Raw genomic sequence first — 13,478 nt, 5'->3', positions numbered from 1 at the left:
ACGTCCAACGAGCCAGGGTCAATTCGTAGGATTGTAATCTATAAAATATGCTCATCATAAAACTCCGGAACCCTTATCATAAGTCACCTTGGAGTCTACCGCATTTTGCGCGAATGTTTATTGGAATATTCAACCGATTGGTCACTTTTATATTGGCAGAATACCGGTATGCGCTTTAGGGCTCAGCTTCAGTCGATCGATGAGCGATATCCGAACACCCGACACCCAATATGGCCGCGAACGTCACGGCCACCGCCGGAATCGCCAGGCCGAAGTCAAAGATCGAATGCACGCCTGCAACGGTGCCGGCAGCTACCCCCGTCAATGCTATCGCCCGACCATCCCCGCGACTGACCAGTGCTCCTCGACCGACAAACATCACCAGGATCCCCAGTGCCGCAATCAGTGCGCCGGCGCCCACAAGCCCAAGCTCCGCTATCAACTCAAGGTAATCATTGTGTGCATGATCGAAGACCGTCTTGAACCTGAGATCATTGTTCATCATGAACAGATCGAGATAGCTTCCATTGCCATATCCCAGCCAGGGACGTTGCTCGACAAGCTCGATTGTTCTCTTCCAAGCTGACAGCCTGGCACCGGTTGTCAAGTCGGTGGCATTACCGATATCGTTGAACCGCTCCAGCAATGGACCTCCGATAAAGTACATCACGACGATCATCAGCGCGAAAGAACCGATCAGCACCTGGGTGGCCCGCCGCAGCGAAAGGCGTGTCCCGGCAATGCCGACGAAAACGACGACAATGATCGCCGCGAATAACGACAGGAACCCTCCCCGCGAAAATGTTCCGATGAGTGCGGCCATGATTACCCCGGCGGCGGCAGTCACGCGCGGGCGTCGTTCGAAGGGTTCGACAACGGCTCTGATCAACACCGCGCGCAACGGCAGCCTTTCGCTCTGGGCCTGGAACAGCGGCATCAATACCCAGGTCAGCGCGATACAGAGACCAAGGTTGGCGAACATCGCATAGTGATTTCTGTTAACAAACGTGGAAGAGATTTCCTTCGATGTCTTCAGTTCAGCGAACGGTACCCATCCGGTCAGATTGAACAGGATGCCTGCCAGGGCATATCCGACGGAGATCACCAGGATCGACCCGAGTATGAAATTGGCCCTGTGTTTCCTTGCAGCGAGAACATAGGCGAGCGCAAAGGCCGCGACCGGTATCCCCAGTCCGAAAATCGCCCCGTAGGGAGAATAGGCATTTATGGAAATCCGGCCGGACACCTCTCCATCGTCAAGACCGTCGAAAATCTTCCATATGGCATGGTGCCACGCTTGCGGCGTCCAGGACTGGGCTTGAATCCATGACCATGCGACAACCACGCCGACAAGCCAAGCTGCCACGACAATTTGTCCGGGAAGCCGTACTTCCGGCTTTCGATAGAGAGCAAAGACAACCCAGACAAAAAGCAAAACCGCCAGGTAAACACCTGCGAATGCTTCCGGCAAGGGCCTGTTCGCTCCAAGGGGAAATGGAATCCACGCCAATAACAGGACAAACAGCCATGTAATGACATCAAAGCTGGAATAATTATGACGTTTTCTATGCCCCTTGCTTGTCATCTTCATGATATCGGGAAAACGATACCGCCAATCATTCTTTATGACATGAGTAAATTTCACTCAACACCTGCAATCCGACACCGCCAATGGTCATTTCCTGCTTATATGCATCGAAATCGATTACGCTTTTTCGGGCATCCTCGATTGCCTGGTCAATTTTCTCCTTGAACCCTTCGACCACGAGTGCAGGAGCATCTGGCGGGACGCAAAACAATGTCTGCCCGAGATTTTCTCTCAGGGCATCATCAAATACACCAAGAGCATCCATCACGCCCCACACATAGACCACGTTCAAAGCAGGATCGATGTTCTCCATCTTCCCTTCTTCAACGCGCAGATATTCGTCGACAGTCATGGAGGCATGCCCGGCGGACGAGAGACATGCAGCCACAACTGCCCCGATGACGATGGTCTTTCTCATTAGAAGGTCGTCTCCATCAAACGCCGGACCGTATCGATATATGTGGTTATCACGTCGAAACCGACATCGGAAACACGTAGAATGGCCAGAACCTCGTCGGGTCGACCGACGGCCAAAGCCGTCGATGCCAGAGCCCTCACATTCTCGGTAGCAAGCATCGTCACTTCCGCGGCAACCAGCTCAACGGTCTGAATGTCGAGATCATCTATCAACTGCAACGAAACGGAAAGCCTGGTCGCCGCATTGCCGAAGTCGAATGGTACAATTCTGTAAGAACGCGCCAACGCTGCCGTGGCTTGGTCGACATCACCAAGGACGATTGCGGACTGTGCACGCAAGTACCAGGCATAGCCATCGGCTGGCACCTGATGCAGGCTCCTCGATACATATTCTTTTGCCCTGGTCGCATTGACTGAAGCATCATCGCCTTCCGCCAGGTCGACGAATGACCAGGACAGGTAGGCCAAGCCGAGCTCCCGAGACGTCACGGGGTCATCCATCAACCGCAAGGCCCTTGAGTGCGATCGGATGATCCTGTCGAAACCCGCGTCCGTGGGAAATTCGCCGGAGAGAACAAGCGACAGAGGCTGTCTCGAAACCACCTTTGACAGCTCCGCACGCAACCGCGGCACACCCTGCGCAAGCAACATGCCCATCACCGCCAACATGATGATGACGGTCATATTTCTCGCACATAAGAAAGGAGGCTTGGCAACCACATCGGGCATTGCTCAAGCCTCCTCTGTTCAAAATCCGTTAGCTGGCAGGATGGGCCATGCAGTCGAAGCCCGCGACAACCATGTCAAATCAGGAAGGGCTTGCCATGTTCTGGCGGCGGACGATGAAAGTCGAGTCGACGACGGTACGAGTCCCGCCCTTGACGAACAACTGGTTATCCACCGTGAAACGGAACGCATATTCACCACTCGCTTCCCGATACTGCTCGACGGAAACACCATTCTCGGTCAGCGTACTTCCCATCAGCGCCTTGAGAACATCCTCGACACTGCCGGTCAAACCATATCTGGCGGCAAGGGTCTTGGCACTGATGCTGAAGAAGGGATCGCTGGTGAACTTCTTGGTATCGATCCACTTGCTTTTCCGGCCATTAATGTACAGACGGAAACCGGTCTTGCGAACCTGATCGAAGTAGAACAACGTGTCGTCGAACTGTCCCATCCGGGCCCGACTGGCGCTGATCTGATAGTTGCCCCCCACCTTGCTCCAGTTGTTGCCGAACTCGCGATCGACAACGCGGTCAAGGTTGCCGGTAATACCGAACACCCGCCTCAGGTCGGACTTCGAAACGGTAAACGTCGACGACTCGACGGCGGCAAGGTCAAAGCTTCGGGATTTGATCCCATTGATGTAGAGATCGAACGACCGGTCGGTCACACGCTGGAAATCGAACACGGGCCGGGGTATGCGGTCAGGGCTGTTGCTCGCCCTCGTCATGCCCAGAGCGAATTCGTTGCTGAAGTCGAACAGGATGGAATCACGATTTTTGCTGTCCTGCCCGAGATAGGCATTGTTCTGCAGATCGCGATTGAAAACCTGCTTCGAAGGATTGCAGGCGTCGGCAACGCCGAATTTCTCCTTCATCGAGCGACAGCTGATTCCCGCACTGATGATGGTGTTCTTGCGAAAGTCGAGCCACTTCGACTTGATGCCGTTCACGTACATCCGGTACTGGCCGTCGCGGACCTTCTGGAACGTGAAAACCTGCTTCGCTTCCACCACGACAGGTGACTGGATGATCGCAAATCCGATCAATAAAATCAGTAGTTTGGAAGAAAACCATCTCATTGTCGTCTCCGACCGAATAGACGTTAACACGTTGTAATGTGAACGGCCCGTCTTACCGAGTCAACCTCGGTGTCGGGAGTTCGGGACAAGCTCCCTCAAGATAGTTCCAGGATGTTGATGACTCCTGAATATCTGGAGAAGCAGCCGATCTCGATAACCATCAGTTTCATGCCCTCGCACGGGCCTCGCGGGCCGGTCGGGCAGTTGACTTCGGGTGTCCATCGAACATTTCAAGAAGTTCGGTCACCTTGCGGCTGATCGACGCTGCATCCAGCCCCGCTTCGGCATATTGCCCCGCAGGCGTGCCATGTTCCTGGAATTCATCCGGCAGAATCAGCGATCGCAGGCGCGCATGCCCTCCATCCAGCAATCCATCGTCGAGCATGAACTGCTGGACCTGCGATCCGAAACCACCGATCGAACCTTCCTCGACCGTCAGCAACAGCTCGTGCCGTCTGGCAAGGTCGCGGATCAGGTCGCGGTCGATCGGCTTCGCGAAACGGGCATCCGCGACGGTGACTGAAATTCCACGAGCAAGGAGTTCATCGGCCGATGCAAGACACTCCTGAAGGCGTGCCCCCAGGGACAGGATGGCAACCCGCTTCCCGTTGCGGACAATCCGGCCCTTGCCGATCTCGATCGGCACACCGCGCTCCGGCAGGTCGATCCCCACCCCTTCGCCTCGCGGGTAGCGGAATGCTATCGGCCCGCCATCGTAGGCCGCGGCGGTCGCCACCATATGCACGAGTTCGGCCTCATCTGCCGCCGCCATGACCACCATGCCCGGCAGACACGCCAGATAGGCGATGTCAAACGAGCCGGCGTGCGTCGCGCCATCGGCCCCGACGAGGCCGGCCCGGTCGATGGCGAAACGCACCGGCAGTCCCTGGATCGCGACATCGTGCACGACCTGGTCGAAACCGCGCTGCAGGAATGTCGAATAGATCGCACAGAACGGCTTGTATCCCTCGCTGGCCATTCCGGCCGCGAACGTCACCGCATGCTGCTCGGCGATGCCGACATCGAATACCCGCTTCGGGAAGACGGCCGCGACCTTGTCCAGGCCGGTGCCGCTATCCATGGCCGCAGTGACCGCGACGATGCGCTCGTCATTCTGCGCCTCCCTGATCAGGGCCTCCGCGAACACGCCGGTATAGCTTGGCGCGTTGCTCTTGCCCTTGTGCTGGGCTCCGGTGGCGACGTCGAAACGCGCCACGCCGTGATACTTGTCGGCCGCAGCCTCCGCGGGAGGATAGCCCTTGCCCTTCTGGGTGACGACGTGGATCAGCACCGGACCCGCATCCGCGCTGTCGCGAACATTCTGGAGCACGGGCAACAGATGGTCGAAATTGTGCCCGTCGAGCGGGCCGATATAATAGAAACCCAGTTCCTCGAACAGCGTTCCACCGGTTGCGAGGCCGCGCGCATATTCCTCCGCACGTTCGGCGGCGGCGCGCAGGCGGCGGGGAAAGTACGCCGCCAGCTGCTTGCCGACATGACGGAAGCTCCTGTAGGTGTGGGAAGATACCACCCTGGAAAGATATGCGCTCATTGCACCGACGGGCGGGGCAATCGACATGTCGTTGTCGTTGAGCACGACGATCAGGCGTGCACGCCGGGCCCCGGCATTGTTCATGGCCTCGTAGGCCATGCCGGCACTCATCGCCCCGTCGCCGATCACCGCAATCACGTTGCGCTGGCTGCCGTCGAGTTCGGAGGCCACCGCCATCCCCAGCCCGGCCGAAATCGAGGTGGAACTGTGCGCGGCACCGAACGGGTCGTATTCGCTTTCACTGCGCCGGGTAAAGCCGGACAAGCCGCCCGGCTGCCTCAGGGTGCGGATCCGGTCACGCCTCCCCGTGAGAATCTTGTGGGGATAGCACTGGTGCCCGACGTCGAAGATCAGCCGGTCATAGGGAGTGTTGAAGACATGATGCAGGGCCACCGTCAGTTCGACAACCCCCAGTCCCGCTCCCAGATGCCCCCCCGTCACCGATACGGCATCGATCGTCTCGCGGCGAAGCTCGTCCGCGAGCTGTACGAGACGCTCCGGGTTCAATCGGCGAAGGCCGGCCGGATCGCGAACCTGGTCAAGCAGCGGTGTTTCGGACATCACGAAAGCTCTCTGGTGGAGAATTTCTACAACTTTCGATTGATAACATAATCGAACAGATCTCGCAGCACTTTGCTGCGGTCGCCGAACCTGTCAAGTTCGGCACACCCCCTGTCGCGCAGCTCGACCAACGCCGCCATCGCGCATTCCTCGCCCATCAGCGATGGAAATGTGGCCTTCCGGCTCTTTTCATCGCGTCCCAGGTCCTTGCCGACGACCAGGGGATCGCCGCTGATGTCGAGAAGGTCGTCCCTGATCTGGAAGGCCAGGCCGATGTCCGAGGCATAGGCCGCCAGCGCCGCACGGTCCTCCGGTCCCGCCCTGCCCTGCGATGCCGCCAGCATATGGGCCGCGTCGAGGGAAAACGCGATGAGGGCTCCCGTCTTCAACTGCTGCAACCGGGTGATCGCCGCAAGATCGACATCCTGCCCTTCCGCCTCAAGGTCGATCTGCTGACCGCCGCACATCCCGGCAGCACCGGCCGCCCGGGCAAGACCCGCGACCAGGTCCGCGCGCACTCCGGCGGCAGCCGGCCAGTCGCCGCGAGCCAGGACCTCGAATGCGAGTGCCTGCAACGCGTCGCCGGCAAGGATGGCCGTCGCCTCGTCGAATGCCCTGTGGCACGCGGGTCGGCCACGCCGCAGTTCGGCGTTGTCCATGGCCGGCAGGTCGTCATGGATGAGAGAGTAGGTGTGGACCATCTCGATCGCGACGCCGGCACGCAGCCAAAGGACATCGTCGACGCCGAACAGGCCCGCTGCCGCGTGGGTGAGAAAAGGACGCAGACGCTTGCCGCCGCCGAGGGCGGAATGGCGCATGGCCCGGTAAAGGCGTGCTTCCGCCGCCCCGTCCGGCCCGGGCAGCAGGGCATCCAGTTCGGCCTCGACCCGGGCCGCCACCCTGTCCATTCGCGCTGCCAGCTCTTCCCCGGTCATGACGGGTCGAAAGGCTCGCTGCCGGCCGGCTGGCCTTCCCTGTCGAATGTCAGCTTCTCGACCCGCAGCCGCGCCTCGCCAAGCTTCACTTCGCAGCGCCGGCGCAGCTCCGTGCCCCGCTCATAGGCGGCAATCGACGATTCGAGATCGAGTTGGCCGCGCTCAAGCTTCTGCACGATTGCTTCGAGCTCCTGCAATGCTTGCTCGAAGGTGGGTTCCTCGCCCGCCGGCGCACCATCCCCGCCTTCGACCGTCTTCCTGCCTGCTGCCATGCCTGCTTCCTTCCTCGCGCTTCTGTCCGGATCCGATCGCCGGGAGTCGTCCCGCGGGCTCCCGGTCAGGCGGAGCCGCCAGCCAGCCCCTCCAGATGGGCGATCACGCTGCGCCCCAGTGCAGGTGGGTGGTACCCGCCTTCGAGGACCGACACAACCGCACCGTCCGAATGACGTTGCGCCAGTTCGACACTCCGCTCGGCGGCCCAGCGGAAATCGTCCTCGACAAGCTCCATCTGTGCGAGGGGATCGAGTTCGTGGGCATCGAAGCCGGCCGACAGCATCACGAGCCCCGGCGCAAAGCCGTCGATTGCAGTCAGGATCTCGTTCTCGACAACCTGCCGCCATGCCTTCGAGCCCGTGCCCGGCGGACACGGGCGATTGACGATCGTGCGATGCGATCCCGTTTCGGACCGTGCCCCCGTTCCGGGATAAAGCGGCATCTGGTGCGTCGACAGGTAAAGGGTATCGGGATCGTCGAAGAAGATCGCCTGGGTGCCATTTCCATGATGGACATCGAAATCGAAGATCGCGATACGCTGCACACCGTGAACGGCCCGCGCATGCAGTGCTGCGATGGCGATGCTGTTGAACAGGCAGAATCCCATCGCCTCTTCGGGCTCGGCATGATGACCGGGCGGACGCATCAGCGAGAAGGCCCGACGGGTCGCGTTGGAGAACACGGCATCGACCGCAGCACAGGCGCCGCCCGCGGCCCGCAGCGCCGCATCTCCCGAGGCCGGCGACATGACGGTATCGCCGTCGAGGCGGGCATATCCCGTTGAGGGAACGTTATCGAGAATGTGATCGATGTAGCGATCCGGATGGGCAAGCCGCAGCTGGTCACGACTGGCGCGAGGAGCTTCGAGACGGACGATTCCCCTTGGCGAGGCTTCAGCCAGCGCGGCTTCGATCGCCTGGATGCGAACCGGCCCCTCGGGATGCCCCGGCCCGGGATCGTGGGCGGCGGCGGAAGCGTGACTGAAGACATGGATCGACATCGGACTCCTCCACAATGCGGCCCGAAGAAGCGAGCGGCGACGGACCTTCCGCAGGAATTGCATCGCACCGGGACAGATGCCTCGCGGCATCGGGCCGGAACGCGGGATCCCCTTTAGCAGCCCTGCCCCGGCTTGCCGATAGCACTGCCCCGGGTCTGTCAGGAATTTTGCATGAATAAGAAAATATTCCTTGACTCTCGCACTGCCCTTGCATCATAACCTCCCCCCATGTCCCACACTTCTCCCACACCCCCCATATTGCCGCGCAAACTCGCCGGGCGGGTCTTTCGCTGGGGCGCGCCTCGTTTCCTGAAGGTGTGCTGGCTGGTGGCGACCGGGCGGCGCGGGGTGCTGGCCGGGCCGGCGGTCCGGCTCGATGTGGCAGAGGTCGACGGGCTGGAACATCTGCCGCATGTGGCGGGTGTCCTGTCGGCGATGCGGGCGGGACTGTCCCCACATGGCGGTCATGGCCTCCGGGCGATCCTCCACCGCCTGCTGCTGTTCCACTCCCGCGACTGGTTCCGCCGGTTGCAGGACAACTCCCTGGCGCAATCCGTCGCATCGGCGGATGGTGCCGAAAGGGCATGGCTGGATCGTGCCGGACGCAGGGGAATGGGGAATGTCATCACCTCGCTGCTGAAGTCGGTGGCCAGAGGGATCGACGTGCCGGATGTCTGCCCGGTGCCATGGTCGCTCACGGAGAACACTCCCGGGGCGGCGAAACCCGCAAGGACGAGGAAATCCCGCAGCGAGGAGGAAAGGCTCCGCGCAAGGGGACGGTCCCGTCTGTTGAAAAGTCTCCACGAGCATATCCTCGACGCGATGATGACGACCCCGCAGGCGGGTGCGTTTGCCATCTTCGCGCCGGACGAACTGCGCCTCATCCGCGCGCTTCCGCCTGGCGATTTCCCCGACCTGCCGCCGCCGCCCGTGCGGCCCGTGTCGGCGAGGCGGCCGCTGCCGGTCTGCAAACCCCACCCCGTGTTCGGAAAATCGCTCTCCGGCATCCCCTGACGCCTTCGTTCGAGTCGATTCTACAGTGGAAATGGTGAGGTTGGAGAGACTTTCGCCCTTCCCTTCCCCTTTTCCTTTCCAAAACCATTCCGTATTGCTGGATCGGCGGTGGCGGTAAACACATCCTTTATCGGGGAGCGGGCGCATGGGCGATGGGGCGCTGGTGGCGGTTGACTGGGGAACCACGAGTTTTCGTGCTGCGGTCATGGATCGGCACGGCGAGGTCATCCGGTCGGTCGATGCGAAGGCGGGCATCATGCAGGTGCATGATGGTGCGTTCGAGGAGGTGCTGGCGCGCGAACTGTCGCGACTGGAGGCGCCGCGTGGCGTCCCGGTGATGGCTTCGGGCATGATCACCAGCCGCCAAGGTTGGGTCGAGGTGCCCTATGCGCCCTGTCCCGCCGGCGGTGCGGAAATTGCGGCCGGCGTGGTGACACGGACCATCGCGTCGGGCCATGATGTCCACTTCATTTCCGGCCTGATCGACATGAGCGATCCTGCGCGGCCGGATGTCATGCGTGGCGAGGAAACGCAGATCGTCGGTGCCATGCCGGTGGCCGCCGATGCGGCCATGGCCGTGTTGCCGGGTACGCACAGCAAGTGGGCCCTGGTGGCGGATGGGCGGATCGAGCGCTTTTCGACCTTCATGACGGGCGAGGTGTTCGCCGTGCTGGGCGAGCATTCGATCCTCGGCCGGTTGATGGAGGCGGGTCCGGATGACGAGGCTGGATTCGACAAGGGGGTGGAAGCGGGAGTGGCCGAAGGTTCCGCCCTGCTGCACGACCTGTTCTCCGCACGCACCCTGCCGCTGACCGGCGGGCTGGCGGGGAAGGCCGTGGCCTCCTACCTGTCCGGCCTGCTGATCGGCTCGGAAATCGGTGGCGCGCGGGCGATTTTCGGCAGTCCCGCGACCCGTCGGGCCTGCCTCATCGGGTCGAGCGGTCTGGTGGCGCGCTATCGCAGGGCGCTTGGCATCGCGGGCATCGACTGTTCGGTCGCCGCTCCCGATGCCGCCGCGAGGGGCATGGTCGAGATCGCCCGGGCCAGGGGGCTTCTGCCGACAGTATCGGAGAACAGGACATGACACTTCGCGAAGCGACAACAACCCGCGCGCGCGCCTGCATGGATGAACTGCCGCTGGTGGCGATCCTGCGCGGACTGCGGCCGGAGGAGGCACTGGAGGTCGGCGGGGCGCTGGTCGATGCGGGATTCACCATCATCGAGGTGCCGCTGAACTCGCCGGACCCGTTCGCGAGCATCCGCATCCTCACCGATGCGTTCGGCGAGCGTGCACTGATCGGCGCCGGCACGGTGCTGGCGGCATCCGAGGTCGGCCGGATCGCCGATGCCGGCGGCAGGCTGGCGGTGATGCCATGCTTCGATCCGGCGGTGATCGGCGCGGCGCGGCTGCGTGGGCTGGTGACGGCTCCCGGCGTGGCGACGCCCAGCGAGGCATTCGCCGCCCTTCGCGCCGGTGCGGACATCCTCAAGATATTTCCCGCAGAGGGCATTCCGCCGGAAGTGGTGAAAGCGTGGCGCGCTGTCCTTCCCCCGGATGTTGACCTTCTGCCTGTGGGAGGCATCACGCCCGAGCGCATGTCTCCCTATGTGCAGGCCGGTGCGACGGGCTTCGGCCTTGGATCCGCGCTCTACAAGGCGGGCATGGCGGCTGACGAGGTCGGCCGGCGCGCGACCGCGTTCGTCGAGGCATGGCGCAGTTTGTGAGTGCCCGATGCCGACCGCGATGACCCGGCAGGAAAATGGGAAGATGCCGTCAGGCCCGGATATCGACGGGCTGCTGCGGCCCCTCGATGCGGATGCGGTCCGAAAGCCGGTCGTCATAGGCCCGCATGGCCCGGTCGATACCGGGTCCGGTGCCCGGGCTCGGTATCCCGCCGGCGAGATCGGGAAGCGGGAGACCGTTGGCATGGATCGAGAGTGGCACCCCGATCCGGACGATGCCGCCCCGGTCGGAGGAACCGGCATCCCAGGGGCCGAAAGCCGCCGACGGTTCGCGGGCGGCGATGCCGTCGATGGCCCGGAGAAACGACGCGGTTGTGGATTGTCCGCCCTGCATGCCGCCCATGCGCAGCCATTCGGCGAACAGCCGGGTGACATGATCAATCGAGGGGGAAGTGCGTCCAATCCACATGCGGGCAATCCTGGCAGATCATGGTTAACGAAACCTTGATGCCGGGCAACGACGACTTGCCAAACGGGACCGGTCCGGCCACGAAGGCTGCTCAGGGGCAAGCCCGATGAACGCGACCAAGGAGCACCCGATGATCGACCTGTATTACTGGCCGACTCCCAATGGCCACAAGATCACCATGTTTCTCGAAGAAAGTGGCCTCGACTACACGATTTATCCCGTCAATATCGGCACAGGCGAGCAGTTCGAGCCCGACTTCCTCAAGATCGCGCCCAACAACCGCATGCCGGCCATCGTCGACCACGAGCCGGCCGATCGCGGCGCGCCCCTGTCGCTGTTCGAATCGGGCGCGATCCTGCTCTATCTTGCGGAAAAATCGGGACAGTTCATCCCCGCGGGCATCCGCGGACGCAGCGAGGTTCTCCAGTGGCTGTTCTGGCAAATGGGCGGCCTCGGACCGATGGCGGGCCAGAACCACCACTTCGTCACCTACGCCCCCGAGCGCATTCCCTATGCCATGGACCGTTATGTCAACGAGACCAACCGGCTCTACGGCGTGCTCGACCGCCGCCTCGCCGACCGTCCCTTCGTGGCTGGCGACGACTATTCGATTGCCGACATGGCGAGCTATCCCTGGATCGTCCCCCATGAACGGCAGAAACAGGACCTGAACGACTTTCCCCACCTCCGGCGCTGGTTCGAGGGTATTCGCGAGCGTCCGGCGACCCGGCGTGCCTACGACGTGGCCGAGCGCTACCGCAAGCCGGGAGAACAGGTCGTGAACGACGAGTCGCGCAAGATCCTCTTCGGCCAGACCTCGGCCTCGACCGGCAAGCGCTGAGCCGCGGACATGCGCGTCATCTCATTGTGGACGTCGATCGCCGATGCCGGGCGCGAGTTGCTTCGCGGGCGGAGCAGCCCGAGGCGCGCGCGCCCGGAGACGCTCGCCGCCGACCTCCTTTCGACCCGCGGGGACGCCGTGGGCACGGCCCTTGCACGCGAACTGGTCGAACAACTCAAGTCAGTCACACCTGAAGAAAAGGTCGCATTTTTACTCCATCTCGCAAACGAGATGGCTGTCGACAGTCAAAAGGTGATCTCGGCAGCGGAAACCTATCGCACGCAACCGGGACCGGAGGCCCTGCAGGGCCTCCGGCGTGTGGCAGAAGGGCCACGCATGGAGTTGTTCCGGCGCATCAACATGGCCCCTGACGGCATCCGCGCCCTGGTCTCGCTTCGCGAGCTGTTACTTCGTCATATCAGGGAAAATCCCCAACTGGCACCAGTCGACTCCGACCTGCAGGAGCTGCTGACCGGCTGGTTCAATCCGGGTTTCCTCAGCCTCGTCCAGATCGACTGGAACAGTCCGGCATCGCTGCTCGAAAAGCTGATGCGCTACGAGAAGGTGCACAAGATCCCCAACCTGGAGGCGCTACGCCGCAGGCTGGCCCCGGACCGGCGCTGTTTTGCATTCTTTCACCCGGCCCTGCCCGACGAACCGCTGATCTTCGTGCAGGTGGCGCTGGTCCGGGACATGGCGGCAAAGGTGCAATCGCTGATCGAAACGGCGAGCCAGCCGGACAATCCGGCGGAAGCCGATACCGCCATCTTCTATTCGATCAGCAATTGTCAGGATGGCCTGCGCGGCGTCTCGCTCGGCAATTTCCTCATCAAGGCCGTGGTCAGCGAATTGACGAAGGAGCTGCCGTCACTGCGCAGCTTCGCCACGCTGTCCCCGGTCCCGGGCTTTCTCGCATGGTTCCGGGATGCACTGGCAGCGGGCATCCTCACGGCGGCGGACGAACAATTGTACAGCCGGCTGCAACAGCCCGGCTGGATCGACGACGAGGCCTTCGCGGCAAGTGCAAAGCCGCGGCTCGAAGCCCTCTGTGCGCACTATCTGGTGATGGAAAAACGCAAGTCCCGCCCGCGCGACCCGGTGGCCCGCTTCCACCTGAACAATGGCGCACGCCTCGAACGCATCAACTGGATGGGCGACATCTCGGCCAAGGGACTGGACGAATCGGCAGGCATTCTCGTCAATTACCGTTATCATCCCGCACATATCGAACGCAACCACGAGGCCTATGCCAATGACGGAGCGGTGGTGGCATCCACATCGGTGCGCGGGATGATCCGTCCGCTAACCGAAAGGCAGGGGTGAGGCGACCGGCAGCAC

General features: G+C 62.0%; 14 protein-coding genes. 5 read left to right on the top strand and 9 right to left on the bottom strand.

The features are described 5' to 3' along the window. Nucleotides 1-175: 175 nt before the first annotated feature. The 8 genes from H6851_12500 to H6851_12465 all read right to left on the bottom strand — a co-directional run bounded on the left by H6851_12500 (nucleotide 176) and on the right by H6851_12465 (nucleotide 8,133). Complete coding sequence (locus H6851_12500) at nucleotides 176-1,645, bottom strand: O-antigen ligase family protein (GenBank protein ID MCB9944425.1); 1,470 nt, start codon at nucleotides 1,643-1,645, stop codon at nucleotides 176-178. Next, nucleotides 1,617-2,006 carry a hypothetical protein gene (locus H6851_12495; protein ID MCB9944424.1) on the bottom strand — a complete coding sequence of 130 codons (390 nt, stop codon included), beginning with the start codon at nucleotides 2,004-2,006 and terminating at the stop codon, nucleotides 1,617-1,619. Before H6851_12495 ends, H6851_12500 begins: the two co-directional genes overlap by 29 nt. Beyond that, nucleotides 2,006-2,689, bottom strand: a complete 684-nt coding sequence (locus H6851_12490; GenBank protein ID MCB9944423.1) for a hypothetical protein — start codon at nucleotides 2,687-2,689, stop codon at nucleotides 2,006-2,008. Before H6851_12490 ends, H6851_12495 begins: the two co-directional genes overlap by 1 nt. Nucleotides 2,690-2,813: 124 nt before the next feature. Then, on the bottom strand, nucleotides 2,814-3,812 hold the full coding sequence (locus H6851_12485; protein MCB9944422.1) for a hypothetical protein: 999 nt from the start codon (nucleotides 3,810-3,812) through the stop codon (nucleotides 2,814-2,816). Between the two features lie 166 nt (nucleotides 3,813-3,978). Further along, nucleotides 3,979-5,925 (bottom strand): 1-deoxy-D-xylulose-5-phosphate synthase, encoded by a 1,947-nt coding sequence (locus H6851_12480; protein MCB9944421.1) that lies wholly within the window; start codon nucleotides 5,923-5,925, stop codon nucleotides 3,979-3,981. Nucleotides 5,926-5,951: 26 nt separating this feature from the next. After that, nucleotides 5,952-6,860: a polyprenyl synthetase family protein gene (locus H6851_12475; GenBank protein ID MCB9944420.1), complete on the bottom strand. Its 909-nt coding sequence runs from the start codon at nucleotides 6,858-6,860 to the stop codon at nucleotides 5,952-5,954. Beyond that, on the bottom strand, nucleotides 6,857-7,132 hold the full coding sequence (locus H6851_12470; GenBank protein ID MCB9944419.1) for an exodeoxyribonuclease VII small subunit: 276 nt from the start codon (nucleotides 7,130-7,132) through the stop codon (nucleotides 6,857-6,859). The genes H6851_12475 and H6851_12470 overlap by 4 nt, the downstream gene beginning before the upstream one ends. 65 nt (nucleotides 7,133-7,197) lie before the next feature. Further along, on the bottom strand, nucleotides 7,198-8,133 hold the full coding sequence (locus H6851_12465; GenBank protein MCB9944418.1) for a histone deacetylase family protein: 936 nt from the start codon (nucleotides 8,131-8,133) through the stop codon (nucleotides 7,198-7,200). Nucleotides 8,134-8,361: 228 nt separating this feature from the next. Here H6851_12465 and H6851_12460 point away from each other — a divergent pair, with 228 nt between their 5' ends. The 3 genes from H6851_12460 to H6851_12450 all read left to right on the top strand — a co-directional run bounded on the left by H6851_12460 (nucleotide 8,362) and on the right by H6851_12450 (nucleotide 10,872). Further along, nucleotides 8,362-9,147 (top strand): hypothetical protein, encoded by a 786-nt coding sequence (locus H6851_12460; GenBank protein ID MCB9944417.1) that lies wholly within the window; start codon nucleotides 8,362-8,364, stop codon nucleotides 9,145-9,147. Between the two features lie 145 nt (nucleotides 9,148-9,292). Further along, nucleotides 9,293-10,231: a 2-dehydro-3-deoxygalactonokinase gene (locus H6851_12455; GenBank protein MCB9944416.1), complete on the top strand. Its 939-nt coding sequence runs from the start codon at nucleotides 9,293-9,295 to the stop codon at nucleotides 10,229-10,231. Beyond that, nucleotides 10,228-10,872 carry a 2-dehydro-3-deoxy-6-phosphogalactonate aldolase gene (locus tag H6851_12450; GenBank protein ID MCB9944415.1) on the top strand — a complete coding sequence of 215 codons (645 nt, stop codon included), beginning with the start codon at nucleotides 10,228-10,230 and terminating at the stop codon, nucleotides 10,870-10,872. The genes H6851_12455 and H6851_12450 overlap by 4 nt, the downstream gene beginning before the upstream one ends. Before the next feature lie 49 nt (nucleotides 10,873-10,921). On the opposite strand, the gene H6851_12445 is transcribed toward H6851_12450, so the two are convergent. Beyond that, nucleotides 10,922-11,299, bottom strand: coding sequence for a hypothetical protein (locus H6851_12445; GenBank protein MCB9944414.1), 378 nt, complete (start codon nucleotides 11,297-11,299; stop codon nucleotides 10,922-10,924). 130 nt (nucleotides 11,300-11,429) lie between these two features. On the opposite strand from H6851_12445, the gene H6851_12440 reads away from it, so the two are divergent. After that, nucleotides 11,430-12,140, top strand: coding sequence for a glutathione S-transferase N-terminal domain-containing protein (locus H6851_12440; GenBank protein MCB9944413.1), 711 nt, complete (start codon nucleotides 11,430-11,432; stop codon nucleotides 12,138-12,140). A gap of 9 nt (nucleotides 12,141-12,149) precedes the next feature. After that, nucleotides 12,150-13,463 carry a malonyl-CoA decarboxylase gene (locus tag H6851_12435; GenBank protein MCB9944412.1) on the top strand — a complete coding sequence of 438 codons (1,314 nt, stop codon included), beginning with the start codon at nucleotides 12,150-12,152 and terminating at the stop codon, nucleotides 13,461-13,463. The last annotated feature ends 15 nt before the right edge of the window (nucleotides 13,464-13,478 follow it).

The organism is Geminicoccaceae bacterium (genome assembly GCA_020638465.1).
In the GTDB taxonomy this organism is placed as follows: Bacteria; Pseudomonadota; Alphaproteobacteria; order Geminicoccales; family Geminicoccaceae; genus JAGREO01.
This window is presented reverse-complemented; position numbering and strand designations above follow the sequence as displayed.